At 71.1% G+C, this 24,103-nt stretch carries 25 protein-coding genes; 13 read left to right on the top strand and 12 right to left on the bottom strand.

All coding sequences use genetic code 11. The features are described from left to right. From ABD793_RS30505 to ABD793_RS30495, 3 genes are all read left to right on the top strand, one after another. A complete protein-coding gene (locus ABD793_RS30505; RefSeq protein WP_344866248.1) occupies window positions 1-705 on the top strand; it encodes a DUF4333 domain-containing protein in 705 nt (234 codons plus the stop codon). A gap of 50 nt (window positions 706-755) precedes the next feature. Beyond that, a complete protein-coding gene (locus tag ABD793_RS30500) occupies window positions 756-1,955 on the top strand; it encodes a GNAT family N-acetyltransferase (protein WP_344866246.1) in 1,200 nt (399 codons plus the stop codon). A gap of 74 nt (window positions 1,956-2,029) precedes the next feature. Next, on the top strand, window positions 2,030-3,223 hold the full coding sequence (locus ABD793_RS30495) for a GNAT family N-acetyltransferase (protein WP_344866244.1): 1,194 nt from the start codon (window positions 2,030-2,032) through the stop codon (window positions 3,221-3,223). An 8-nt stretch (window positions 3,224-3,231) separates the two neighbouring features. Here the strand turns inward: ABD793_RS30495 and ABD793_RS30490 are convergent, their stop codons facing one another. Then, the gene (locus ABD793_RS30490; protein WP_344866242.1) at window positions 3,232-4,176 is read right to left on the bottom strand and encodes a 5'-3' exonuclease; all 945 of its coding nucleotides are present in this window, start codon (window positions 4,174-4,176) and stop codon (window positions 3,232-3,234) included. Window positions 4,177-4,269: 93 nt separating this feature from the next. Here ABD793_RS30490 and ABD793_RS30485 point away from each other — a divergent pair, with 93 nt between their 5' ends. From ABD793_RS30485 to ABD793_RS30470, 4 genes are read left to right on the top strand one after another with little or no spacing between them, the layout of a single operon-like run. Then, on the top strand, window positions 4,270-5,412 hold the full coding sequence (locus ABD793_RS30485; RefSeq protein WP_344866240.1) for a M24 family metallopeptidase: 1,143 nt from the start codon (window positions 4,270-4,272) through the stop codon (window positions 5,410-5,412). After that, window positions 5,409-5,861, top strand: coding sequence for an Lrp/AsnC family transcriptional regulator (locus ABD793_RS30480; RefSeq protein ID WP_344866238.1), 453 nt, complete (start codon window positions 5,409-5,411; stop codon window positions 5,859-5,861). The genes ABD793_RS30485 and ABD793_RS30480 overlap by 4 nt, the downstream gene beginning before the upstream one ends. A gap of 29 nt (window positions 5,862-5,890) precedes the next feature. Further along, window positions 5,891-6,118, top strand: coding sequence for a hypothetical protein (locus ABD793_RS30475; protein ID WP_344866236.1), 228 nt, complete (start codon window positions 5,891-5,893; stop codon window positions 6,116-6,118). Then, complete coding sequence (locus ABD793_RS30470) at window positions 6,105-6,404, top strand: hypothetical protein (protein WP_344866234.1); 300 nt, start codon at window positions 6,105-6,107, stop codon at window positions 6,402-6,404. Before ABD793_RS30475 ends, ABD793_RS30470 begins: the two co-directional genes overlap by 14 nt. A gap of 287 nt (window positions 6,405-6,691) precedes the next feature. Here ABD793_RS30470 and ABD793_RS30465 read toward each other — a convergent pair whose 3' ends face one another. The 3 genes from ABD793_RS30465 to ABD793_RS30455 form a co-directional block, all read right to left on the bottom strand. Further along, window positions 6,692-7,762, bottom strand: a complete 1,071-nt coding sequence (locus ABD793_RS30465) for a GDSL-type esterase/lipase family protein (protein ID WP_344866232.1) — start codon at window positions 7,760-7,762, stop codon at window positions 6,692-6,694. A 143-nt stretch (window positions 7,763-7,905) separates the two neighbouring features. After that, window positions 7,906-8,631 carry an SDR family oxidoreductase gene (locus tag ABD793_RS30460; RefSeq protein WP_344866230.1) on the bottom strand — a complete coding sequence of 242 codons (726 nt, stop codon included), beginning with the start codon at window positions 8,629-8,631 and terminating at the stop codon, window positions 7,906-7,908. Window positions 8,632-8,730: 99 nt separating this feature from the next. After that, window positions 8,731-9,573, bottom strand: coding sequence for a helix-turn-helix transcriptional regulator (locus tag ABD793_RS30455; protein WP_344866228.1), 843 nt, complete (start codon window positions 9,571-9,573; stop codon window positions 8,731-8,733). A gap of 237 nt (window positions 9,574-9,810) precedes the next feature. On the opposite strand from ABD793_RS30455, the gene ABD793_RS30450 reads away from it, so the two are divergent. Continuing rightward, window positions 9,811-10,722, top strand: coding sequence for a glycoside hydrolase family 16 protein (locus ABD793_RS30450; protein ID WP_344866226.1), 912 nt, complete (start codon window positions 9,811-9,813; stop codon window positions 10,720-10,722). Window positions 10,723-10,794: 72 nt separating this feature from the next. Here the strand turns inward: ABD793_RS30450 and ABD793_RS30445 are convergent, their stop codons facing one another. After that, window positions 10,795-12,627, bottom strand: coding sequence for a hypothetical protein (locus ABD793_RS30445; RefSeq protein ID WP_344866224.1), 1,833 nt, complete (start codon window positions 12,625-12,627; stop codon window positions 10,795-10,797). Between the two features lie 212 nt (window positions 12,628-12,839). Here ABD793_RS30445 and ABD793_RS30440 point away from each other — a divergent pair, with 212 nt between their 5' ends. After that, a complete protein-coding gene (locus tag ABD793_RS30440; protein ID WP_344866222.1) occupies window positions 12,840-13,685 on the top strand; it encodes a lysozyme in 846 nt (281 codons plus the stop codon). Between the two features lies 1 nt (window position 13,686). Here the strand turns inward: ABD793_RS30440 and ABD793_RS30435 are convergent, their stop codons facing one another. Together ABD793_RS30435 and ABD793_RS30430 are read right to left on the bottom strand one after the other, a co-directional pair. Continuing rightward, entirely contained in the window at window positions 13,687-15,192 is a 1,506-nt protein-coding gene (locus ABD793_RS30435; protein ID WP_344866220.1) for an FAD-dependent oxidoreductase, read from the bottom strand. 1 nt (window position 15,193) lies between these two features. Next, on the bottom strand, window positions 15,194-16,093 hold the full coding sequence (locus ABD793_RS30430; RefSeq protein WP_344866218.1) for an AurF N-oxygenase family protein: 900 nt from the start codon (window positions 16,091-16,093) through the stop codon (window positions 15,194-15,196). A 100-nt stretch (window positions 16,094-16,193) separates the two neighbouring features. Here ABD793_RS30430 and ABD793_RS30425 point away from each other — a divergent pair, with 100 nt between their 5' ends. From ABD793_RS30425 to ABD793_RS30410, 4 genes are all read left to right on the top strand, one after another. Next, window positions 16,194-16,694 carry a GNAT family N-acetyltransferase gene (locus ABD793_RS30425; RefSeq protein ID WP_344866216.1) on the top strand — a complete coding sequence of 167 codons (501 nt, stop codon included), beginning with the start codon at window positions 16,194-16,196 and terminating at the stop codon, window positions 16,692-16,694. A 170-nt stretch (window positions 16,695-16,864) separates the two neighbouring features. Then, window positions 16,865-18,055, top strand: coding sequence for a cytochrome P450 (locus ABD793_RS30420; protein ID WP_344866214.1), 1,191 nt, complete (start codon window positions 16,865-16,867; stop codon window positions 18,053-18,055). Between the two features lie 21 nt (window positions 18,056-18,076). Next, window positions 18,077-19,285: a cytochrome P450 gene (locus ABD793_RS30415; protein ID WP_344866212.1), complete on the top strand. Its 1,209-nt coding sequence runs from the start codon at window positions 18,077-18,079 to the stop codon at window positions 19,283-19,285. A gap of 22 nt (window positions 19,286-19,307) precedes the next feature. Then, window positions 19,308-20,237, top strand: coding sequence for an NADP-dependent oxidoreductase (locus ABD793_RS30410; RefSeq protein ID WP_344866211.1), 930 nt, complete (start codon window positions 19,308-19,310; stop codon window positions 20,235-20,237). Window positions 20,238-20,452: 215 nt separating this feature from the next. Here ABD793_RS30410 and ABD793_RS30405 read toward each other — a convergent pair whose 3' ends face one another. From ABD793_RS30405 to ABD793_RS30385, 5 genes are all read right to left on the bottom strand, one after another. After that, a complete protein-coding gene (locus ABD793_RS30405; RefSeq protein ID WP_344866209.1) occupies window positions 20,453-21,067 on the bottom strand; it encodes a TetR/AcrR family transcriptional regulator in 615 nt (204 codons plus the stop codon). Next, the gene (locus ABD793_RS30400; RefSeq protein ID WP_344866207.1) at window positions 21,064-21,405 is read right to left on the bottom strand and encodes a cupin domain-containing protein; all 342 of its coding nucleotides are present in this window, start codon (window positions 21,403-21,405) and stop codon (window positions 21,064-21,066) included. The genes ABD793_RS30405 and ABD793_RS30400 overlap by 4 nt, the downstream gene beginning before the upstream one ends. 52 nt (window positions 21,406-21,457) lie before the next feature. Further along, on the bottom strand, window positions 21,458-22,159 hold the full coding sequence (locus ABD793_RS30395) for an SDR family NAD(P)-dependent oxidoreductase (RefSeq protein WP_344866205.1): 702 nt from the start codon (window positions 22,157-22,159) through the stop codon (window positions 21,458-21,460). A gap of 13 nt (window positions 22,160-22,172) precedes the next feature. Then, complete coding sequence (locus ABD793_RS30390; protein ID WP_344866203.1) at window positions 22,173-23,234, bottom strand: FAD-dependent oxidoreductase; 1,062 nt, start codon at window positions 23,232-23,234, stop codon at window positions 22,173-22,175. Window positions 23,235-23,310: 76 nt separating this feature from the next. After that, window positions 23,311-23,814, bottom strand: a complete 504-nt coding sequence (locus tag ABD793_RS30385; protein ID WP_344866201.1) for a MarR family transcriptional regulator — start codon at window positions 23,812-23,814, stop codon at window positions 23,311-23,313. Window positions 23,815-24,103 lie beyond the last annotated feature (289 nt).

Raw genomic sequence — 24,103 nt, 5'->3', positions numbered from 1 at the left:
ATGAGCACGCCGTATGGCGGCAACGACCCGCGGCAGCAGCCCCCGTACGGGCAGCCCCAGTACGGGCAGCAGCCGGGCGGCGCCTATCCGCCGAGCGGGCCGCAGCAGCAGCCCTACCAGCCCCAGCAGTACGGCCAGCAGCCGCAGTACGGCGGCTACCCGCAGCAGCAGGCCCCGCAGCAGCCGCAATGGGGCCAGCAGCCACCGCCCCAGCAGCAGCCCTACGGGCAGCCCTACGACCCGAACCAGCAGCCCTACGACCCCAACCAGCCGACCTACGGCGGCCCGCCGCCCGGCGGCGCGTACCCGCCGGGCGGCCCGCAGCAGCCGGGGCAGTACGACTACGGTCAGCAGCCCGGCAGCGCACCGGAACCCGCGGCCAAATCGAAGAAGGGCCTGTTCATCGGGATCGGCGCGCTCGTGGTCGTGGTCGTCGTGGTGGCGATCCTGGGGTTCGTCGCACCCGGCTTCTTCAAGACCCAGGTCTTCAACAACACCACGATGCAGACCGACGTCGCGAAGCTGCTCACCGGCACCTACAAGATCCAGGGCGTCGACGGCGTCACCTGCCCGGCCGAGCAGAAGGTCTCCGACGGCGCCAAGTTCGAGTGCACCGCCACGATCAACGGCAAACCGCAGCAGGTGCCGATCACGGTCAAGGGCAGCGACGGCAACTACGAGGTGTCTCCGCCTGCTGCGCAGTGAGCCGGTGAATTCGGTGGCTGCGGACCGGCCGGCCCGGCAATGATCGGGGGATGAGCGACCACCACGTCCGCACCCTCCGCCCTGACGAGCACCGCGCGGCCTGGAACCTGTTCCGGGCCGCGCTGCACGTCCCGCCCGGCAGCGACGAGGAATGGGACCGCGCCGCCGCGGTCTACGCGGACGGCCACATCCTCGGCGTGTTCGGCCCGGACCTGATCGGCACCGCCCGCTCGTTCGACGCCGAGATGACCGTCGCCGGCGGGGCGAAAGTCCGGCTGGCCGCGGTCACCGGCATCGGCGTGCAGGCCGGGCGCACCAGACGAGGTGTGCTCACCACCCTGCAGGCCACGCAGCTGGCCGACTTCGCCGAGCGCGGCGTCGTGGCCGCGCTGCTGCACGCGACCGAAGGCGCCATCTACGGACGCTACGGCTACGGCATCGGTACCTTCGCGCAGAACGTGGTGGTGGACCGGCATCGGGCCCGGTTGCGTCCCGAAGTGCCCTCCGGCGGCGAGGTGACCGTCCACGACCTGGACCAGGCAAGCCCCCGTTGGCCCGAGTTGCACACCGCGACCGGTTCCTCCCGCCCCGCCGCCATGACCCGGCCCACGAGCTACTGGGGCGCCCAGGAAAACTCGCTCCGCCGGATCTCGAAACTGATCCTGACCGCAGTGCACCGCGGCGCGGACGGCGACGACGGCTACCTCGTCTACCACGTCGAACGCGGTACCGGAGAACCGGCGAAACTGCACGTCCTCGCGTTCGAGTACACCAACGCCGCGGCGTTCGCCGGGCTGTGGCGGTTCCTGCTTTCGGTGGATCTCGTCGACGAGATCCACCTGCTGGCCCGCCCGCTCGACGAACCGACCCCGCTGCTGTTCACCGACCCGCGCACGGCGAAGATCGAAAGCGTCGACGACGAGAGCTGGCTCCGGCTCGTCGACGTGCCCGCCGCGCTGGCCGCCCGCAGCTACCGCCCGGCCGGCCCGGTGGTGATCGAGGTCCGCGACCGCACCCTGCCGGCCAACGACGGCCGCTACCGCATCGCACCGGGCGGCGCCCGGCCGACCGACGAGGAACCCGCACTGCGGCTCGAAGCGGACACCCTGGCAATGCTGTACTTCGGCGCCTGGCGTGCGTCCGCACTCGCCGACGCCGGCCGGATCGAAGTCCTCGACCCGGCCGCCCCCGCCGCTGCGGACCTGCTGTTCAGTACCCCGGAATCGGCGTGGAACGGCACCTTCTTCTGACCGTGACCGGGACCGTCGGCACGAACCGCCAAAAGCGGTGGCCGAACTCCGGTGCGGGCTGCTGGGATCGAGGCATGAGCGACTACACGGTGCGCCCGATCACCGAGGCCGAACGACGGCCCGCCCTCGACGTCCTGCTCCGGTCACTGCACCGGCCCGCGGTCCCGGACGGGCGTTGGGCCGCGGTCGCCGACGCCTGGGCCGCCGACGGCACCACCGGCGCATTCGACGGCGACCGCGTGATCGGCGTCGCCTGCTCGGCAGCCACCACGATGACGGTGCCCGGCGGCGGCACCGTGCCGATGGCCGCGGTCGACGGGGTCGGGGTCAGCGCGGACCGGACACGCCGTGGGGTGCTCACCGCGATGATGGGCGCCCAGCTCGCCGAGTTCGCCGAGCGCGGTTACGTCGTCGCGGGCCTGCACGCGAGCGAGGCGGTGATCTACGGCCGCTTCGGGTACGGCGTCGCCGTCCGGGCCGCCACCGTCCGGGCCGAGCTGCCGGTCCGTGTCCGCGACGGGATCGCCGCACCCGGCGCGGTGGCGCTGCTCGACGGCGAGGAGGCGATCGCGGCCGCGCCCGCGATCTACGAACGGATCGGGCAGCACCGGCCCGGCATGATCACCCGGCCGGCCCGGTGGTGGGCGATTTCCTCCGACTGGCACCTCCGCGAGGAAGGCTTCCGCCTGGCCGTCCACACCGGACCCGGCGGAGCCGACGGGTTCGCCGTGCTCCGCACGACGCCCCAGGACCGCGGTGTCCGGCTGGAAGTCCGTGATCTGCACGCGGGCAACGCGGCCGCGGTCGCGGGGCTGTGGCGGTTCCTGCTGTCCATCGATCTCGTGACCACGGTCATCGCACCGGACCGCCCGGTCGACGAGGAAGTGGGTGTGCTGCTCACCGACCCGCGGCGCGCCCGCACCGTGGCAATTCGCGACCACCTGTGGCTCCGGCTCGTCGACGTGCCCGCGGCGCTCGCCGCGCGGACCTACGGCACCGCGGAACCGGTGACCCTCGAGGTGCACGACCGGATGCTGCCTGCCAACGGCGGCCGCTACCGGCTCGGCCCCGGCGGAGCCGAACGCACCGAGGCACCCGCGGACCTGCATCTCGACGCCGAAACCCTCGCCATGCTCTACCTCGGCGAATGGCAGCCGGCCACGCTCGCCCTCGCCGGCCGGATCACCGGCGCCGACGAGAACGTGCTGGCGCGCACGGCGGCACTGTTCGCCACCACGCAACGCCCGTGGTGCGGCACGCCTTTCTGAGGCGCCGCTCAGGCGCCGGGCAGCGCGGCCAGCAGCCGGTCGACGGATCGGCCCAGATTCCAGCGTTCGGCCAGCATCGCAACGCGGTCCGGATCGGCGGGCACGGCCGGTACCGCGTCCGGGCCGGACTGGTCCACCGGCGCGTCCACCGCGACCTGCACCACGGTCGGCGCCACGGCGAGGTAATCCGCGGCTTCGGTCAGCCGCAACCGCGTCTTCAACGGCACGCGGGAGTCGCCTGCCGAGGACGCGGCCAGCAGCTGTGCCAGCGAACCGAACTGGGTGATGAGTTTCGCCGCGGTCTTCTCGCCGATCCCCGCGACGCCCGGCAGGCCGTCCGACGGATCACCGCGCAGCGCGGACATGTCCGCGTATGCCGGTCCCGCGTGCTCGACGGGCACGCCGTAGCGTTCGGCGATCTCGGCCGGGCCCAGCACCTCGGCCTTGGCCCAGCCCTTGCCGACGTACACCACCGACGCCGGGGTCGGCTCGGCCCGCACCAGCTGGAACAGGTCGCGATCGCCGGTGATCACCTCCACCGCGGCCGTCCGCTCACGGGTGGCCAGCGCGCCGATCACGTCGTCGGCCTCGTACCCGGCCGCCTCCGCGGTGGCGAACCCGAACGCCGCCAGCACCTCCAGGATGATCGGCACCTGCGGGGTGAGGGTGTCCGGCACCTCCTCGACGTCGGCTTCGCCGTGCCCAGGCACCGCGACCCGGTGCGCCTTGTAACTGGGCAGCAGGTCGGTGCGGAACTTCGGCCGCCAGTCCGCGTCCAGGCAGGCGACCAGCCGTGAGGGACGGCGATCGGTGAGGATCCGCGCGAGCGTGTCGGTGAAGCCGCGCACCGCGTTCACCGGCGTCCCGTCGGGCGCGGTCATCGAGTCCGGCAGCGCGAAGAACGAACGGAAGTACAGGCTCGCGGAATCGAGCAGGGCGAGTGGTCCGGTCACCCGCACAGCCTGCCACGCGGCGCCGCGCACCTCATCCGACGCGCCGGACCGGCGAGTGTCCCGGCCCGGCTCCGGACGGCTAGGCTCGGGCGCATGTCGCGCCGATCCCTGCACACGCCTGCCCCCGACGCCGCCGCGCTCCGTGCCCGGCTCGTCCGCGCTGCCGAGGCCGCGGCCGCCGCGGACACCGACGCACTGCTGGTCGCGCCCGGCTCCGATCTGCGGTACCTGCTCGGCCAGGCCGGGGGCTCGTTCGAACGGCTGACCACGCTGGTGGTGCCCGCCGACGGCACCCCCGCCCTCGTGGTGCCGAAGCTCGAGGCACCGGGGTTCGCCGACGTACCCACCGCCGACCTCGGCATCGAGGTGCTCACCTGGGTCGACGGCGAAGACCCGTACCGGCTGGTCGCCGACCGGCTCGGCAAGCCGGGCCGGGTCGCGGTCAGCGACTTCACCCCGGCACTGCACGTGCTGGCGCTGCGCGGCGCACTCGGCGAGGCCGAGCAGACGCTGGGCGGCCCGATCGTGCGCGAGCTGCGGATGCGCAAGGACGCCACGGAAATCGCCGCGCTGCGTGCCGCGGGCGAAGCGATCGACCGGGTGCACGCGCGGATGGGCGAGTGGCTGCGTGCCGGGCGCACCGAGGCCGAGGTGGGTGCCGACATCACCGCGGCGATCGTCGCGGAAGGGCACACGCACGCCGACTTCGTGATCGTGGGTTCCGGGCCGAACGGCGCAAGCCCGCACCACGACGTGTCCGACCGCGTCATCGAGCGCGGCGACGTGGTCGTGATCGACATCGGCGGCCCGGTGCCCGAGGGCTACAACTCCGACTCCACCCGCACCTACGCAGTCGGCGAGCCGCGGGACGCGGACGTCGCGGAGACGTACGCGGTGCTGCAGCGCGCACAGCAGGCCGCGGTCGACGCGGTCCGCCCCGGCGTGCCCGCCGAGCGGGTCGACGCCGCCGCCCGCGAGGTGATCGAGGCCGCCGGGTTCGGCGAGTACTTCATCCACCGCACCGGCCACGGCATCGGCCTCGACGTGCACGAGGACCCCTACATCGTCGCGGGCAACCCGCTGCCGCTGGAGCCCGGCATCGCGTTCAGCGTCGAGCCGGGCATCTACCAGCCGGGCCGCTGGGGCGCGCGGATCGAGGACATCGTGGTGGTCACCGAGACCGGCGCCGAGGCGATGAACACGCGTCCGCACGAGCTCGTCGTGCTGGACGCATGAGCGGCCCGCTGGAGCCGCTGGACCAGGCGATCGTGCAGGAGCTGGCGGCGGACGGACGGCGCAGCTTCACCGATCTGGCCGAACGGGTGGGGCTGTCGGTGTCCGCGGTGCACCAGCGGGTGCGGCGGCTGGAGCAGCGCGGCGTCATCCTCGGCTACACCGCACGGCTCGACGGCGGGCAGATCGGCCTGCCGCTGACCGCGCTGATCTCGCTGACCCCGAACGACCCGGCCGCGCCGGACGACTACCCGCAGCGGATCCAGCACATCACCGAGATCGAGTCCTGCTACTCGGTTGCCGGCGACGAGTCCTACATCCTGCTGGTGCGTGTCGCCTCCCCGCTGGGGCTGGAGGACCTGCTGCGCCGGATCCGCGAAGCGGCGAAGGTCTCCACCCGCACGACCGTGGTGCTGTCCACCCCGTTCGAAGGACGTTCGCCCACGTTGTGACCCCGCGTGCCACTGGTACGATAAAAAGTATGGCAACACGTAAGGTGACCCTCTCCCTCGACAGCGGGGCGCTCGAGTTCGCCGAGCGGGCCGCGAAAGCACACGGCATCTCGGTCTCGTCCTGGCTGTCGAAAGCAGCCCGGCGCGAGGCGGTCCGCACCGGCTACACCCCCCAGCGCGGGCAGGCCGCATCGGCGGCCGAAGCGGACGAGGCCGAACGGACGGCGGCGGAAAAGGACATGCGTGCGCAGGGGTGAAGTCTGGACCTACCACCCGCCGACCGAACCGGCCAGGGCCCGCACCGTGGTGCTGCTGTCCTCGGACGGCGTGAACGAATCCGAACGGCCCTGGCTGCTCGGCGCCGAACTGCTCGACCGCGACCCGCAGGACATCCTCGGCGTCGCCATCGACGCCCGCTACTGGGTTTCCACGCTCAACCTGACCCGGCTGTACCGGCCGTGGTTCGACGAGCGCATCGCGGAGATCGACCAGGACGTGCAGGAGCAGATCGACATCGCGCTGCGCGCCGCGCTCGACCTGTGACACACCGTCCTGGCGGGAAACGAGTTCACCGCTCGCGCTGACACGGCTCCCGTTCCCTGGGGAAGTGCAGCCGATCGGGGGGCACCTCGGAAGCAGCCGAGCGCGACGGTGGTGAATCGGATGCGCTCTTCGCCGAAGCGGAAAAGCTGCAGATGGCGTCTCCGAAGCTTGTGCGGCCCACTTCAAGGCGCGGACAGCCGACGTGCCGGGCGCCGCCTCCCGGTGTGCGGAGCCGCAGTGAAACCGTCGGTGACCGGGGTGTGCCACCGAGCCGTGCGGGCTTCGGCTCAGCCGCCCGGTATGGCGTGCAGATTGCCGTCCTGGCCGCCGCGGCAGGAGGCGCTGCCGTCCCGCGTGGCGAAGAACTCCGAGAGGCAGCCCGCGATCGCGGCATGTCCGGCTGCGTTCGGGTGGAACGACTCCTGCACGGCGTGCTGCGCGCGATCGACCTGGGTCAGATCGGTCAGATGCAGGGTCAGCCGGGTGAACCACTCCGCCGCCTGATCGGCGCCGCCGCTGCACGCCTCGTGCTGCTCACCGGCGCGCGCGAGGTCGAGGAACCGCGCCCCGGACTGCACGGCCGCCTGCCGGATCCCGGCCGAGAGCGTGGCGATCCCGGTGGTGGAAATCCACTTCAGGTCGTCGGTGCGGAACGGGCAGCCGTTGAGGCTCTGCAGATCGGCCGGGATGCCCGGACCGACCGGGGTGGCGTAGGACTGCAGCACCAGCTGGTAGTCCGCGGGCACGTACCCCGCCTGCGCGAGCACCTTCTTCACGTCGCCGACCGCGTTCACCACCTTCGGCACCATTGCGTCCACTTTCGACTGCCAGGTGCTGCGCAGCGCCGCGTTGCACGCCGGGGCACCCTGATCCAGCCAGGCCCGGAAGCAAGCGGTCACCTGCGCGGAAAACTGCGGGTCGTCGTTCGCGCCCACGGCGATCACCACGGCGCTCACCCGGTGGTCCTTGATCACGTCGGCCAGCTGCGCAGCCTGCGACCGCTCACCCCACTGCTTGCCGTCACCGAGCGCCACCTGCCCGGACGGCGCACCGGAACAGGCGAGATTGACCCGCGCGCTGACGCCGGGGACACGGACCTTCTGCACGAACGCATTGGCCGAGCGGTGACACCAGTCGCCGTTGCGGCCGTCGGTATCCGGGGTGTACGCACCGGCGCCCTCCCCGGAGACGGTGCTGTCGCCCATCGCGACCACAGTCAGCGGACCGCGGCCGGGCGGCCCCTGCCGGGGCTGCGGCGTCCCGTTCTTGCTCTCCGAACCGAAGAACACGAAAGAACCCACGAGCAACGCCACACAGACGAGGACCAGCGCCCCCCACCACCACCGGAATCTTCGCATCGCCACCCGAGTCTAGCGAGCACCCGGACGCACTGGTCACCCCTCACCGGCCCCTGCCCGCCGCGCGACCACGGCCCGCGTCGCGCACCACCACCCGGATGGTCCACAGTGGACACTGGGCGCCGACCGGACGAGCCGGGTGGTCAGCGTCCGCGGGCCGGGCGGATGACCACCTCACTGACATCGACGTCCGCGGGCTGGGCCAGTGCATAGGCGATGCTGCCGGCGATCGCCGCCGGTTCGATCGCGTGCTCGCGGTAGCCCCGCATGTACTCGCGGGCGGCCGGATCGGAGATGGACTCCGCGAGCTCGGACGTCACGACACCGGGGGAGACCGTGGTGACGCGGATGCCGGGCTCGCACTCCAGCCGCAGGCCCTCGGTGATCGCCCACGCCGCGTACTTCGTGCCGCAGTACACCGCGGCGGTCGGGCTGACCTGGTGCGCGCCGACCGAGGCGACGGTCACGAAGTGTCCCGCGCCTTGGCGGGTGAAGTGCGGCAGCGTGGCGTCGATCCCGTGCAGCAGGCCGCGGATGTTGACGTCGATCATCCGGTCCCACTCCTCGACCAGCCCTGCGTCGAGGCGCGACAACGGCATCACGCCGGCGTTCGCGACGAGTGCGTCGATCCGGCCGTGGTCGCCGGCCGCGCGGTCGGCGAATTCCGTCATGGCTGCCCGATCGGTGACGTCCAGGCGGTGCACGTCGATGCTGCCGCCGTCCTGCTCGATCGTCTTGGCCAGCGCGGCCAGCCGGTCCTCGCGGCGGGCGCCTGCCACGACGTGCCAGCCGTCCGCGGCGAGCCTGCGGGCGGTGGCCTCGCCGATCCCGCTGCTGGCTCCGGTGATCAGGGCGATCTTCGTGCGCACGGTTGCTCCTCTGGAAGGTCGGCACCGGGGGTGCTCTCGGGCCGGTTTTCGGCATGGGCCTGCCCCGGATGAAATGCGGAATGGACAAAAACGAAAAAGTCAGCGCCCGGCGGAGGGCGCACCGGCGGCCAGCGCGCCGAGCAACCGCAGCGAGGACTCCGACGGGCTGCCCGGATCCGCCTGGTACACCACGAGCTGCTGGCCGGGTGCGCTGTGCACGGTCATCGACTCGTAGTGCAGCGTGAGCGGGCCGACCTGCGGATGGCGGAACCGTTTCGTCTCGTGGGTCTTCTGCCGGATGTCGTGGCGCGCCCACAGCCGCCGGAAATCGGCGCTCTTGAGCGACAGTTCACCGACCGTCTCGATCAGCAGCGGGTCGTCGAGGTCGGTGCCCGCCGCGGACCGCAGCCCACCCACCGTGTTGAGCGCGACCTGGTCCCAGTCCGGGTAGAAATCCCGGGCGTGCGGATCGAGGAACACCAGCCGCAGCAGGTCTGCGCTGTGGGTGTGCCCGGCGAACAACGCCTGCCCGAGCAGGTTCGCCGCGAGCACCGTCATGCACCTCCCCAGCACCACTGCGGGGGTGTCCGGCCACGCGTCCAGCAGCTGTGCCAGCCGTGGGCTGGCCCGTTCCCGCTTCGCCCGCTTCCTCCCGCGCGCCCCCGGCATCGGCCGCGCCAGCGAGTGCAGGTGGGCAAGCGCCTCGGCGTCGAGCTGGAGGGCACCGCCGAGCGCGTCCACGACCTGCGCCGACGGGGTCCGCTCCCGGCCCTGTTCGAGCCGCATGTAGTAGTCGGTGCTCACCCCGGCGAGCTGGGCGACCTCCGCCCGGCGCAGTCCGCGCACCCGCCGCCGGGGCCCGATAGGCAGGTCCACCGCGGCCGGGCCGGTGACCTCGCGCCGGGCCCGGAGGAACTCGCCGAGGAGGTTGCCGTCGTTCATGCATTCAGACTAGAACGGCGGGCAGGGCCGCGGAGAGCGCAACGGGGGTGGGCTGCACCCACCCTCGGCGTGGCCGCGCACCGTTCCCCATCGAGCAGTGGTTTAAACCTTTCCGGTGCGGCTCTGCCCGCCCGGACGCGAGGGTCGGCCCGGTGAGGCAGTGCGCTTTGACCGGTTCGGTCGGCTGTCCGAGCCTGGTGAGCGAGTTTCCCCTCCCACCCCATGGAAAGGCGAATCATGCGACGAAGCCGAACCCGCCTGCGCCAGGCTGCCCTCGCGCTGGCCGCAGTCGCGGTCCTGCCGCTCACCGCGGCACCCGCGCAGGCGGCCGACGACTGGACCACGGTGTTCTCCGACGAATTCGACGGCGCGGCCGGCACCGGCCTCGACCAGCAGAACTGGCTCTACGACACGGGAACCGGCTATCCCGGTGGTGCGGCCAACTGGGGCACCGGGGAGATCGAGACCTCGACCGACTCCACCGACAACGTCTACCACGACGGCGACGGGCACCTGGTGATCAAGCCGACCCGCGATGACAGCGGGGCATGGACCTCCGGGCGGATCGAAAGCCAGCGCACCGACTTCGGCGCCCCCGAGGGCGGGCAGATGGAGATGAGCGCGACGCTGCAGCAGCCGAATCCGGACAGCGGGCTCGGCTACTGGCCCGCGTTCTGGGCGATGGGTGCCGACGCCCGCCCGGTCGGGGCGACGAACTGGCCCAGCATCGGCGAGCTGGACATCATGGAGAACGTCAACGCACTGGACAAGCACTCCAGCACGTTCCACTGCGGAGAGTGGCAGGGGGAGTGTCACGACCCGGACGGCATCACCAGCGACCTGCAGGACTGTGCGGACTGCAAGACCGGCTACCACACCTACTCGGTGGTGGTCGACCGGCGGGACGCCGCGGCCGAGGAACTGCGGTTCTTCCTCGACGGCACGCAGACCTTCGCGGTGAAGCAGAACGAGGTGTCCGACGCGACCTGGAAGGCCGCGGTCGACCACGGGTTCTTCGCGATCTTCGATGTCGCGATCGGCGGCTCCTACCCGAACAAGGTGTGCGGCTGCACCTCACCGGACGCGAACATCACCCCCGATGCCGGGATGAGCATCGACTCGTTCTCGGTGAAGGTCAGCAACAGCTGACCTGACGCAGTGGGCCGCCTTCCCCGCACGGGGAAGGCGGCCCACTGGCGTCTCAGGGCTGTCACATGGAGGTCACGGATAGTTCGGGACGTTCACCGGCGTCGTGCCGTCCGGGGTGACGTCCCCGGCATCGTTGACGACGTGGGTGATCGTCCCGCGGTGGTTCAGCGAGACGGTGAGCAGGCTGTGCAGCTTCACCCCGTCGTTCTGCGGCACCTCGAACGCGTGGTAGCTCGAAACGTCCGGGTTGGTGTCGAAGAAGCAGTAACTGCCGAGCCCCCACGCTTCGTGCGAGGTCACGTCGTCACCGACCTTGTAGGCGGCGTATCCGGCGGTGTCCGGCGACGAGTTCCACGAACCCTGGTCCGGTACGTCGTAGGGCATCTCGTTCTGGAAGAAGATCGTCTTCCCGCGCTGGCCGTTCCAGAGCACCTGGAACTTCTGGTAGTGCTCGACGAACAGGCCGGTCGCGGTCACGTCGTCGCCGTTGACCACCACACCGGTGTCGGCGGTGTTGGTGGTCCAGCCGACGGTGCCGTCGTTGCCGTGGTCGGCCCGCCAGGCCCACGCGTGGTCGACGATCGTGTCGTCGCTGTTGACCACCAGACTGTTGGTGGCCTTGCCCGCGATGTCACCGCCGACGCGGAAGAACACGTCCTGCAGCGACACCGGGTCCGCCGCGTGGTCGGTGTGTTTGCCTTCTTCCCCGACAGTCAGCAGCGACTTCGAGTTCGTGGTGCCCGCGTCGAACAGCAGGCCCTTGACCCGCACGCCGTCCGCGTCCGCGACGTGCATCGCGTCCACCCCGTTGTCCGGGATCAGCGTGGGATAGCCGACGCCGAGCACGACGGTGTCCGGATTGGTCACGTTCAGCGTCTGGTCGAGGTGGTAGACGCCGGGGGTGAAGAACAGGTTGCAGCCTGCCGCGAGCGAACTGTTGATGTCCGCCGCGGTGTCGCCCGGCTTGACTACCCGGAACTGGTCGATCGGAAGGGAGTCACCGGGGGTGGGCCCGTTCGCCCAGCTCGGCCCGGACGCGTTCGTGCGCAGCTCCGGCCGGAACACCTGGTATTTCCCGCTGTCGTCCACGTAGAGGTAGGGCACGTCGCGCGAGACCGGGGTGTTGTCCAGCGTGGTCTCCGGCGGGTCCGGGAAGCTGTTCGCCGGCGCGCCGCTGGTGCCGGAGAAGACCATGTTCCACACGCCGCCGTCCCAGCTGCCGAGCGCCGAATCGCGCGTGTACCACTGCTGCTGGGAGATCGAGGCGGCCTTGCCGGACACCTTGGTGTCGGCGAGGTAGCCGCCGCTGGCGTAGCCGTAGCTGGCCGGGTAGAGCGCCAGGTCGCCCTGGACGTCCATCCGGCGGAACGGCGCGGCCTGCGATACGGCCCAGCGCTCGGTGCCGGTGGACGGCTTGACGGCCAGGTTCTCCGCCGAACGCCAGAAGTTCTGCAGTGCGGAGCCCTCGTCCGAATCGTTGAAGGCGTCCACCGTGACGTCGCCGTTGATGTTCACGTCGTCCGGGTTCTGCCCCAGCCCCGCCACCGACGTGTAGTAGCCGACGTTGTCGTGTACCGAGTAGTCGCCGGGTTTGAACAGGTGCGCCACCCGGCCGGAGGAGAACTGCGCGGTCTGGGTGTCTTTCTGTGCCTCGAAGTCCTTGTCGAGCTGCGCCTGGATGGTCTCGCTGGACATGCTGGGATCGAAGATGTGCACATTCGGGCCGAAGTCCGGCTCGTCGGGCTGGCCGCAGTCGGCGGCCGCGCCGGTGGCCGCGTGCGCGGCCGGGGTGCCGGGCCCGGCACTCGCGAGTCCTGCGCCCGAGAGCAGCGCCGCAGCGGTCAGCGCGAGTGCGGCGATCGGGCCGCGCCTGCGTCGTCGTTGCCGTCCATGAGTGGGGTCCACGCCGAGATACCTCCGCCGTTGGGGATTCACCGGATTGGTCGTGATCAGAGCGAAAGTAACCACGTGCACACCGGCGGGAGGTCACGCCGGGGTAACGGTTGTCTGGACCATTGAGTGTTGCCCGTTTGGCCACGAACGAGTGACCCGTCGTCGCGCGGGGACGGCCGGGCACCGGCACGATGGCGAACGGGGCAGTGCGGAACGGAGGCGGAATGGGCCGGACGGAGCAAGGAAACCGGTGCGGATGGCGGCGGGTGGCACTCGCCGCGGCCGCGCTGGCGTTGCCGTGGACGGTGGCGGCCGCGGGACCGGCCGCGGCGGCCGACTATTCGAAGGCGGGCGGGAACTACGCGGGCTCGCAGATCGCGCGTTACGAGGGTGTGCACGGTAGCCCGGCACGAGCGGATCTCGCCGCGGGGCAGACGCTCGGGCACGACGTGAGCGGCCATCAGGGCGCAGTGGACTGGGGGAAGGCCGCAGGCGCGGGAGCCCAGTTCGCCTACGTCAAGGCAACCGAAGGCACCGGGTACGTCAACCCCCAGTTCATCCAGCAGTACAACGGCGCGCACCACGCGGGCATCATCCGCGGCGCCTACCACTTCGCGCGTCCGGACGTCTCCGGTGGCGCGGAACAGGCCTCGTACTTCATCGCGCACGGCGGCGGCTGGGGCAACGACGGGAAGACGCTGCCGGGCGCGCTGGACCTGGAGTACAACCCGTACGGCGACGCTTGCTACGGCAAGAGCCCGGCGGACCTGACTGCGTGGATCGCCGACTACGCCCGCACCTACCTCGCGAGAGAAGGCCGCAGCACGGTCATCTACACCTCGACGTCCTGGTGGAAGCGGTGCACCGGGAACACCGCGCGGTTCGGTGACACGAACCCGTTGTGGCTGGCGCGCTACGCCTCGGAGATCGGGGAGCTGCCCGCGGGCTGGGACAAGCAGAGCATCTGGCAGTTCGCCCGATCCGGTGGCCTGCCCGGCGACCAGAACTACTACAACGGTCCGATCGGCCGGGTGCAGGCGCTGGCCCGCGGCGGTTCGACCGCCGCCTGACTCACCGCGCGCGGGTCAGCCGGCCCAGCAGCCGGCCGGCCCGCGGTGAACGTCGCACCGGCAGCCGTCCGGAAGTGATGTCGTCGACCAGCGCCGCCACGGTCTCGCGTGCGCAGGTCCGGTTCGCGCCGATCCCGCCCGAGGGGCCGCGCTTGATCCAGCCGACCACGTAATGCCGCGGCTGTCCGGCGACCCGGCCGCCGGTGTTCGGGATGGTGCCGGTCGCCTCGTCGAACGGCAGCCCCGGTACCGGCGTCCCGCGGTAGCCGACCGCGCGCACGACCTGGCCGGCGGCGATCTCGACCGGACCCGCCGGCCCGGTCGCGCGCAGCCCGCGCACCTGGGTGTCGCCGGTGATCCCGGACGGCGCCGAGTGGAAACGCAGCACGATCCGGCGCGGCCCGTCCGGCGGCGGCGCAGTCCAATCGACTGCCTCCCGGTCCAGGCCGCGCAGCAGACCGGCTTTGCCGTGTCCGGTGTCGATTGCCGCCGCGGTACGAGGATCTTCGTCGTCCACCACGAGGGGCACGCTCTCCCGCTGGGTGAGCGCGAGCAGTTCGGGGGAGGTGCACGCGGCGTCTTCCGGCCCGCGGCGCGCGAGGAGCACGACCTCGCGGACCTTGCTCGAGCGCAGCCGCTCCAGTGCGTGCGGTGCGATGGACGTGCCGGCCAGTTCGCCGGGATCGGCGGTGAGGATCCGGGCCACGTCGAGGGCGACGTTGCCGGTGCCGATCAGCACGACCCGTTCCGCGGACAGGTCGATCGCGTCCGCGGGTACGTCCGGATGGCCGTTGTACCAGCCGACGACCGTGGTCGCCGCGACGCTGCCCGGCAACTGCTCGCCGGTCAGCCCGAGGCTGCGCGCGGCGGACGCACCGACCGCGTAGATCACCGCGTCGTGCCGCTCGGCCAGTTCGGCGGCCGTCACGTGGCGGCCCACCTCGACGCCGAGCCGCAACCGCAGCCGCGGATGGCTGTGGAACCGGGAGAAGGTCTCGCCGATCCGTTTCGTGGCCGGGTGGTCCGGGGCCACACCGTAACGCACGAGCCCGCCGGCGACCGGCAGCCGGTCGATCAGGGTGACCTGCGCGTCGGTGTGCAACAGCAGGTCCTCGACCGCGTACATGCCCGCCGGGCCGGTACCGACCACGGCGACGTCCGGTGCGGTGAAATCGCTCGGGACGGCCCGGTCGAACGACGGCGGACCCCACCGGTGGAAGTTCGGCGCGGGATTCACCGCGGCCGCCGCGTCCTGGCCGGCGAAGTAGTCCGCGTTGATGCCCGCGTACACCTCGAGCGGCCCGGTGAGCAGATCCGTCGGGAAGATCGCGTCCACCGGGCAGGCGTCCGCGCAGGCTCCGCAGTCGATGCACGTCGCGGGATCGACGTAAAGCATCTCCGTGGTGCCGAAGTCGGGTTCGTCCGGCGTGGGGTGGATGCAGTTGACCGGACAGACCGAAACGCAGGACGCGTCGTTGCAGCAGGTCTGGGTGATCGCGAAGGCCATGTCAGATCAGGTTCGCCCGCTTGTAGAACACGGTCGCGCCGCGGGTGAGGAGCCCGCACGAGGCCAGGAATTCCATCAGACCGGCGCAGCTGGAGCGCAGCATCGACTTGTGGTGCTCGTTGGCCTTCGCCTCGTGCACCGCACGCCGGGTGTCGAGCCCGGCGCGCGCGTACACGCCCGGGTTCACCATGCTGCTGACGATGAAGTACGACGCGATGGACACGACCAGCGCGTTGTACTGGCGGCGGAGCTTGCCCGCACCTTCGAGCCGCTGCCGGGTCTCCTCCCTGGCGAACTTCATGTGCCGGGACTCCTCGACCACGTGGATGTTGTTGATGGTGCGCACGAACGGCACCACCCGCTCGTCGCGCATCCAGTCGCGCTGCATCACGTCGAGGACCTCTTCGGCGACGAGGATCGCGGCGTAGGCGGCTTCCCCGCCCGCGGTCGCCTTGAAGACCCGGCCCAGCTCCACGGCCAGCTTCCGCGGCCGGTACGGCGGCGCACCGAGCTTCGCGGCACCGCGGGCGAACATGATGGAGTGGCGGCATTCGTCGGCGATCTCGGTCAGCGCCCACTGGAACGCCGGGTCGGTCGGGTCCTTGGCGTAGAAGTCGCGCAGCACCATCTGCTGCAGGATCATCTCGAACCAGATCCCGGTGCTCGCGACCGAAGCCGCCTCCTGCCGGGTCAGCTCCCGCTGCTGCGCCGGGGTCATCTCGTCCCAGTAGCTCGTGCCGTAGAGGGTGCTCCACTCCGGGCTCGCGCCGTGGAAGTCCTTGTCCAGCGGTGTCTCCCAGTCCACCTCGTGCACCGGGTCGTAGGACAGCGTCTCGGACGAGTCGAGCAGCCGCTGCGCGGTGTCCCCGCGGTCGGCCGGGTGGACATCGGCGCTGGTCATGCGGACCTCCCTGGACGGTGTTCAGACGTTACCGAGATTCACTGTTACCTAAGGTAACACCTATCTGGCCGTATCGCGAACGGGGCGGCACACTGTCGGCGTGCCCCTTCGCGAACTGGTGCTGGCCACGCCCCGCCTGCGGCTGACCACCTGGTCGGCCGCCGATCTCGACGATCTGGCCGCGGTGCACGCCGATCCGGAGGTGATGCGGCACCTCGCGACCGGGCCGCAATCCCGAGAGGCGACCGAACAGCGGCTCGCGACCTTCATCGCCGAGCACGACCGGCGAGGCTGGTCGAAGTGGCGGGTGGAAACGACCGGCGGCGAGTTCGTCGGCCGCGCCGGGTTCGGCATGGCACACGGAACGGGACACCGCGAGCTGGGTTACCTGCTTGCCCGTGCGGCGTGGGGCGGCGGACTTGCCACGGAGCTGGCACGGGCGCTTCGCGGCTGGCACGAGGCGCATCCGTCGCCGGAGGTGGCACCCCAGCTGCGCGCCTACGTGTACGCGGGCAACGAGGCCAGCCGTCGGGTGCTGGAGAATGCCGGGTTCCGCCTGCTCGGTGAGCGTGATGGGGAACTGGTCCACGAGACGAGCTGAATTGTTTTCCGCAGACCATTGTCCTGCGGTGCCAATCAGATGCCTGCCTGATCGAGATTCTTTCGCGAGAAATTGTCGCGGGCGTATCCGGGTGGTCAGGATTTGGATTCTGCTCTATGCTCGGGAGTAGTCACGAATCCGTAGTGCGCACTATTTCCGGGGAAGTGCCGATGAATTCGACCGAAACGGAACCACTGGCCTATCCGTTCAACGAGGAAAAAGGGCTCGGGATCGACGAGGCCTATGCGCTGGCGCGGGAAACCCCGGGGCTGCTCAAGGTCCGGCTGCCCTACGGCGAGCCGGTGTGGCTGGTCACCCGGTACGCGGACGCCCGGACGGTGTTCAGCGATCCGCGGTTCTCCCGCGCGATGGTGTCCGAACGGGACGCGCCCCGGCTGTCGGCCGGGCGGCGGTACGTGGGGCTGCTGGAAATGGATCCGCCCGAGCACAGCAGGCTGCGCGCGCTGCTGACGAAGGCGTTCACCATGCGCCGGATCGAAGCGGTGCGCCCGCGGATCGCCCGGCATGCGGCCACCCTGATCGCCGAGATGAAGGCGGCGGGCCCACCGGTGGATCTGGTGGAGAACTACGCGTTGTCCATCCCGGTCATCGCGGTGTGCGAGATGCTCGGCGTGCCGCTGTCGGACCGGCCGAAGTTCCGGGTGTGGAGCGATGCGGTGCTGTCCACCTCGCGGCTGACCGCCGACGAGTTCCGGCACAACCTCGAGGAGATCCGCGCCTACATCCGGACCCTGCTCGCCGAGCACCGCGCCGATCCGCGTGACGACCTGATGACCGCGTTGATCGAGGCCCGCGACGTCGGCGACCGGCTCAGTGAATTGGAACTGGTCGACATGTGCAGCAGCGTCCTGGTCGCCGGGCACGAGACGACCGCGGGGCAGATCGCGAACTTCGTCCACGTACTGCACGAGCATCCGCAGCAGTGGCGCAGGCTGTGCGCCGACCCGGACCTGGCGCCGGACCTGGTCGAGGAGCTGCTGCGGTTCATCCCGTTCGGCTCCGGTGCCGAGTTTCCCCGCTACGCCAAGGAAGACGTCGAACTGGGCGGCACACTCGTGCGTGCGGGCGAGCCGGTGCTGGCGGTGATCAGCTCCGCCAACCGCGATCCGGACCGGTTCGAGGATCCGGCGACGCTGTGCCCGGAACGCACGAACAACCACCACGTGAGCTTCGGGCACGGCCCGCACCACTGCATCGGCGCGCCGCTGGCGAGGCTGGAACTGCAGGAGGCGCTGCGGGCGCTGGCCCGGGAGATGCCGGACCTGCACATCGCGGGCGAGGTGGAGTGGAAGACCGGGACGCTGCACCGGGGACCCGAAGTCCTGCCGGTGTCGTGGTGACCCGCGCGAGGAGGACGGGGCATGACTGAGACCACCGGCCGGGCAGGCCTCGAATTCCCGCTGCGCCGCGAATGCCCGTTCGCGCCACCGCCGGACTACCGGCGGATCCGCGAGGAGCACCCGGTCCAGCAGGTCCGGCTCGGCGGTACCCGGCGGGCCTGGGTGGTGTCCCGGCACGAGCACGTCCGCGCGGTGCTGACCGATCAGCGGCACTTCACCGCGAACCGGCAGCATCCGGAATTCCCCAGCCAGGTCCCGATCGGCGAGGCACGGCCGGGCGATGTGCGGCCACTGCTCTCGCTCGACGGTGCCGAGCACAACCGTGCCCGCCGCGGCGTGCTGAGCGAGTTCACCTTCCGGCAGCTGGAAGGGCTCCGGCCGCGCAGCCAGCAGATCGTGGACGCGCGGATCGATGCGCTGCTGGCCGCCGGCAAACCCGCCGACCTCGTGGAACAGGTTTCGCTGCCGGTGCCGTCGCTGGTCATCTGCGAACTGCTCGGCGTCCCCTACGCCGACCACGCCTACTTCGAAGCGAAAACCCTGACCCTGCTGCGGCGGACGACCTCGCACGAGCAGCGCCGGGCCACCTTCGGCGAGGTGAGCGCCTATCTCACCGAGCTGATCGCGAAGAAGGAAACCGATCCGCAGGACGATCTGCTGAGCAGGCAGATCGCCAAACGCCGCGCGGAAGGCAGCTACCGGCCCGACGAGCTGACCGCACTCGCGTTGCTGCTGCTCGTCGCCGGGCACGAGACCACGGCCAACATGATCTCGCTGAGCGTGCTGGCGCTGCTGGCGGACCCGGCACGGCGCGCCGCCGCGTTCGCCGGGCCGGGCAGCATCCAGGCGACAGTGGAAGAACTGCTGCGCTACTTCACCATCATCGACATCATCCCGCGGCTGTGCGTGGCCGACACCGAGATCGGCGGGGTACCGGTCCGGGCCGGCGACGGAGTGCTCGTGCTGGCACATGCGGCGAACCGGGATCCGCGGGTGTTCTCCGAACCCGACGTGTTCGACGCCGGGCGGGGCGGCCGTCAGCATCTCGCTTTCGGTTTCGGCCCGCACCAGTGCCTCGGCCAGAACCTGGCTCGAATGGAGCTCGAGATCGTGCTGGAAACCTTGTTCCGGCGGGTACCGCAGGTGCGCCCGGCCGACGATCCCGAGGCGTTGCCGTTCAAGGACGACGCGGTGATCTTCGGCCTGTACCGGCTCCCCGTCACCTGGTGACCAGACGAGAAATGAGGAATTCATGACTGCCGAGTACCAGGCCGTGGTCTACACCGAATACGGCGGACCGGAAGTGCTGCACGTCGTAGACAGGAAAGTCACCGATCCCGGGCCGGGCGAGGTCCGGATCGCGGTGCGCGCCGCGGGGCTGAATCCGCTCGACTGGAAGATCCGCACCGGTGCGATGGCCGCAATGCGCCCGGTCGAGTTCCCGGTGGTGCCCGGAATGGACGTCGCCGGCGTGGTCGAGCAGATCGGTGCAGCCGTGACCGAGTTCCGGCCGGGTGACGAGGTGCTCGGCACCACGGCGCAGGGCAGCTTCGCCGAGTACGTCCTCGCGGAAACCGGCACGCTGGCGAAGAAGCCCGCCGGGCTGAGCTGGGATTCCGCTGCCGCGCTCCCGGTCGTCGCGACCACTGCGTACCGCGTGCTGAACTTGCTGGAGCTGAAGCCGCAGGAGACGCTGCTGATCGACGGCGTCGCCGGCGGCGTGGGCACGATCGCGGTGCAGCTCGCCGCGAAACGCGGGCTGACCGTGATCGGGACCTGCCGTGAGGACAACCACGAGTACGTCCGTTCGCTGGGCGCGACGCCGGTGTCCTACGGCGACGGCCTCGCCGATCGCGTCCGCGCGGCCGCTCCGCAGGGCGTCGACGCAGCCCTCGACGCTTCGGGCCGCGGCTCGCTCCCCACCCTGGTGGAGCTGACCGGCGACGCCGGCCGGGTGATCGCCATCGCAGGCCGCCCGGCCGTGCCCGGGGTCCGGTTCAGCGCGGGCAACGACGGCGAGGTGCCCGGGAGCCTGGCCGAAGCGGCGGAACTGGCCGCGCGAGGCGAGCTGAAGCTGCCGGTGCACAGCGAACCGTTCTCCGCCGAGGGCGCCGCGGAACTGCACCGCCGCAGCGAAACCGGCCACACCCGGGGCAAACTGGTGCTGCACTTCGGAGCGTGAGCGGATCCGCCGCGAGACCGCCGGACAGGGGTCTCGCGGCGGCACCGCGGGAAGGCGGCTCGCCGCTTCCGGTGGTCGATCCGCGGCGGGGCGGCGCCACGGTCCGCAGCAGGGCCGTCGGCAGCTGCCCGGATCCATTGGGAAGTGCCGAGAAAGCCGGGGTTCGGCCGGCAGCGCTCGGACTCTCGGTGGCTGTGGCTGTGGCTCGGCTCGTTCTACCGCGCGCTGAGCAGGGTCGCGAGCTGGGTGCTGTAGCGCTCGGCCAGCTCGGCCGGATCGGCCTGTTCCCCGAACAACGCACGGACGATCTGCGGGTAGACCACGAGCGCATTCCCCGCGCCGAGCAGGATGAGCAGCAGCACGGCCGGCTCGGTCCGTGCGTCGATTTCCCCGGCCTGCTGCCGGGCTTGCAGCTGCCCCGCCACTTCCTGCAGTGCGGCGCGGAGCTCTCCCTCGTCCTCGGGCTCGGGGTGCTCCTCGAGCCCTTCCCACGCGAGCAGCCGGGCACCGGAACGCAGGTCGGCGCGGGAGCGGACGTAGCGGCGGATCAGCTGCGCGAACGTGGACCCTTCGGAGGCGTCCCGTTTCAGCCAGGTCCGCCACTGCCGCCGCGCCGCGCGGTAGAGCCCTCGCTTGCCGTCGAAGTAGTAGGAGATCAGCTGCTGGTTCACCCCGGCGCGAAACGCGATGTCGAGCACTCGTGTCGCGGCGAAACCGTTGGCGGAGAACTCTTCCACGGCCGCCGACAGCAGCTGCGCTTTCGATCGTTCGGAGTCCCGTTGTTTCGCGCGGCTCAGCAGCGCCGGACGGCCGGTGGCGCTCGCGGTCACGGCTGTGTCTCCGGTTCCGGGATCCAGTAGATGCTCAGCACCTTCACCGCACCACCGCGCGCGTGCACGGTGTGCCGTTCGCCCGGTTCCAGCAGCACCGCGGATCCCGTGGGCACCTGGGTGTCCTGACCGTCCACAGTGAACGTCGCTTCGCCGTCGACGACGATCGCCAGCTCGGTTTCGGGGTGCACGTCCTCGGCGCTGCTTCCGTCGGCGGGCACTTCGAACCACATCGCGCCGAACGGCCGCGGGCCGAGCCCGGTGTACTGCGTCCAGCGCCCGATGCGGATCCCGTTCTCCGGGCTGAGCACCGCGTTGTCGACTGCGAGCTGGTACATGGTCGTCCTTCCGGTAGTGCAGGAATGCGGTTGGCAGTGCTCGGCGCTGTCCTCACCAGTCGATGCGCGCCCCGTCCCCGCCGCGGAGGAACGCGCCGGTGGGCCCGTCGTCGGCCAGTGTCGCGACGTTCGCGATGCCGACCGCGGCCTCGGCCGGATCTCGTTGGGCGTGCGGCATCATCCGGGTCTTGGTGATGCCGGGGTTGACCGCATTGACGAGCACGCCGCTGTCCGCGACCGCCTGCGCGAGCAGGCAGGTGACACCGTTCAGGGCCGCTTTCGACAGGGAGTAGGCCGGGGAGCCGGTGAAGAGGCCGTGGTGGAACGATCCGGTGCCGCTGGAGACGAAGACCAGCCGGCCCCATCCCCGCGACACCATGCCGGGCAGGAACGCCTGTCCGACCCGCCAGGCACCGAGCACGTTCACCGCCAGGGTCCGCTCGACGAGGTCGATCGGCACCTGCAGTGGATCGTCACCCCGGTCGAACAGGGCACCGGCGTTGGAGACCACGATGTCGACGTCGCCGAGTGCGGCGGCCGCGGCCTCGACACTGGCCGCGTCGGTCACGTCGAGTTCGTGTGCGCGCACGTCCGGCCCGATTTCGGCGGCCGCGGCGGTGGCGTCTGATTCCTTTCGCGCGGTCACGATGATCTGCACTCCACGGGCGTGCAGTTCCGCGGCGACCGCGCGGCCGAGCCCGCGGTTGGCGCCGGTGATCAGCGCGACGCGGCCCGGTGCTTCTCCTGTGCTCATCTGGCTGCCTCCATCAGTGGATAGCGGGTTGCCTTGCCGTGACGGCGGTGTAGCGGCGCAGCAGGGAATCGGCGGCGGACGCGCTCGCCGCGAGCGCGGTCTTCGCCGCCCCACCGCTGCCGCCGGTGAACGTGTGCACGCCGGGAACGCTCGTGCGCAGCCGGAGCCGTCCGTCGGGTGCGTAGGAATCGACCGCGGCCACCAGTTCGACCGGCCGGCCCAGCCGCAGCGACGGAAACCGCCGCCGGGCTGCTGCCAGCACCGCTTCGGCCTCTGCCGGTGCGATCGGGCCGGCGCCGGATCCGGGGACGAGGTCCCACCGGTCGGTCGGCAGGCCGAGGAACAGCTGCCCGAGGCCGGCGGGACGGCCGTAGAGCCCGCTGTGCTCGTCGACGAACGGTGGCGGCATGATTCCCTCGACCGGGTACCTGCCGTACTGGATGGCTTTGGTGCGCAACCCGGAGGCGGAAAGGCCGCTGTCGGCGAGCAGCGGACCGGTCCACGCACCGGCGGCAAGGACCACGACGTCGGTGCCGACCCAGCGGTAGTCCTGTTCGTAGCCGCCCGGTCGGACGCGGCGGACCTCGGCGGGCACGACTTCGACGCCGAGCCTCGGCAGCAATGCCACCAGCCGGTGCCGCAACCAGCCGGGATCGAAGTATCCGGCGTGCCGTTCCAGTACGACCGCGCCGCCATCGGGCACGTCCGCAATGCCGAAGCGCGCACGCGCGGTCCGCGGGCCCGCGATCGAGACCGACCCGGGGAGGCGTTCGGCCAGCATGGCGAGCACCGAGGGGGACGGTCGCGTGCTGGTGAAGTACGCCGATCCGGTTTCCCGGTAGCCGGTCATCGACCGCAGCGCCGGATCGGCGCGGATCTCGCGCAGGCCGCGGATCGCGGCCTCTGCGTTCGACGGGTCGGGTTCGAAGCCGCGGACCATGCCGCCGGAGGACCTGGTCGCGTCGGCAGGCGAGGGCGGACCGGTCACCAGCCGGACGTCCACTCCGCGCCGCCCGGACAGCCGCCACGCGAGCAGGGCGCCGGCGAGGCCGCCGCCGAGTACGCTAATCCGCACCGCACACCTCACGGGGAAGGGTGATCAGGACCCGGCGACCATCCACCGGCGGTCTCAACACGACCTCGAACCCGCTTCAGCGGCTGGTGAGTTCGGCCGCGAGGTCCTCCTGGGCCCGCGCTGCACAGGTGAGGAAGTGCAGCACCGTCTCGAGTTCGGGTTCGGCGTAGCCCTCGCACAGCCGCGCCAGCTCCTCGGCCCATCCGCCGAGCAGCGGCCGCAGCGGCCGGATCCGGTCCGCGCGTCCCTCGATCAGCACCCGGCGCCGATCCGTCGGATGCCGGCGCCTGCGGGCGAATCCCTTGTACTCCAAGCGATCCACCAACGCGGTGACGGTACCGGTGGACAGCTGCGACCGTACGGCCAGCTCACCGGCGGTGAGCGGGCCGAGTTCGTCGATCAGCCGCACCGCGCGGTGCTCGGCCGGGCTGAGCCCGCTCCGGCCCGCCATCGCCTGGTGCAGCAGCACCGAGGCTGCGCTCAGGGTGCGGCCGGCGGACATCACCCGGTCGGTCAGCGACGGCGGGCCTGCCGACGGTGCAGCCACGACATCCTCGGCCAGGCAACGGTCACTGCTCACCCGTACTCCCCGCATCCGGCTCCGGGCCCGTCCCGGACGTGCCCGGACGGTCTCCGGTGGTACTGGAAGTTCCCTCGACGCGGGCGCAGGGACGCAGGCGCTGCGGCCGGATCGAGGGGCCTTCGAGCCGGTCCGGCGACGCTGCCCGCAACGGAACCGAACCGGGAGGCTTGGGATGTGCGGGATCGCGGGATGGGTCGACTTCGGGCGTGATCTGACCGCGGAGCGGTCGGTGGTGGAGGCGATGACGGTGGCGTTGTCGCGGCGGGGTCCGGATGCGAGTGGGGTG

The organism is Amycolatopsis ultiminotia (genome assembly GCF_039536925.1).
GTDB classification, from domain to species: Bacteria; Actinomycetota; Actinomycetes; order Mycobacteriales; family Pseudonocardiaceae; genus Amycolatopsis; species Amycolatopsis ultiminotia.
This window is presented reverse-complemented; position numbering and strand designations above follow the sequence as displayed.

Coding starts and splice junctions, on each gene's coding strand:
- ABD793_RS30505 (WP_344866248.1), top strand. CDS start 1: ATGAGCACGCCGTATGGCGGCAACGACCCGCGGCAGCAGCCCCCGTAC.
- ABD793_RS30500 (WP_344866246.1), top strand. CDS start 756: ATGAGCGACCACCACGTCCGCACCCTCCGCCCTGACGAGCACCGCGCG.
- ABD793_RS30495 (WP_344866244.1), top strand. CDS start 2,030: ATGAGCGACTACACGGTGCGCCCGATCACCGAGGCCGAACGACGGCCC.
- ABD793_RS30485 (WP_344866240.1), top strand. CDS start 4,270: ATGTCGCGCCGATCCCTGCACACGCCTGCCCCCGACGCCGCCGCGCTC.
- ABD793_RS30480 (WP_344866238.1), top strand. CDS start 5,409: ATGAGCGGCCCGCTGGAGCCGCTGGACCAGGCGATCGTGCAGGAGCTG.
- ABD793_RS30475 (WP_344866236.1), top strand. CDS start 5,891: ATGGCAACACGTAAGGTGACCCTCTCCCTCGACAGCGGGGCGCTCGAG.
- ABD793_RS30465 (WP_344866232.1), bottom strand. CDS start 7,762: ATGCGAAGATTCCGGTGGTGGTGGGGGGCGCTGGTCCTCGTCTGTGTG.
- ABD793_RS30455 (WP_344866228.1), bottom strand. CDS start 9,573: ATGAACGACGGCAACCTCCTCGGCGAGTTCCTCCGGGCCCGGCGCGAG.
- ABD793_RS30450 (WP_344866226.1), top strand. CDS start 9,811: ATGCGACGAAGCCGAACCCGCCTGCGCCAGGCTGCCCTCGCGCTGGCC.
- ABD793_RS30440 (WP_344866222.1), top strand. CDS start 12,840: ATGGGCCGGACGGAGCAAGGAAACCGGTGCGGATGGCGGCGGGTGGCA.
- ABD793_RS30435 (WP_344866220.1), bottom strand. CDS start 15,192: ATGGCCTTCGCGATCACCCAGACCTGCTGCAACGACGCGTCCTGCGTT.
- ABD793_RS30430 (WP_344866218.1), bottom strand. CDS start 16,093: ATGACCAGCGCCGATGTCCACCCGGCCGACCGCGGGGACACCGCGCAG.
- ABD793_RS30420 (WP_344866214.1), top strand. CDS start 16,865: ATGAATTCGACCGAAACGGAACCACTGGCCTATCCGTTCAACGAGGAA.
- ABD793_RS30415 (WP_344866212.1), top strand. CDS start 18,077: ATGACTGAGACCACCGGCCGGGCAGGCCTCGAATTCCCGCTGCGCCGC.
- ABD793_RS30410 (WP_344866211.1), top strand. CDS start 19,308: ATGACTGCCGAGTACCAGGCCGTGGTCTACACCGAATACGGCGGACCG.
- ABD793_RS30400 (WP_344866207.1), bottom strand. CDS start 21,405: ATGTACCAGCTCGCAGTCGACAACGCGGTGCTCAGCCCGGAGAACGGG.
- ABD793_RS30395 (WP_344866205.1), bottom strand. CDS start 22,159: ATGAGCACAGGAGAAGCACCGGGCCGCGTCGCGCTGATCACCGGCGCC.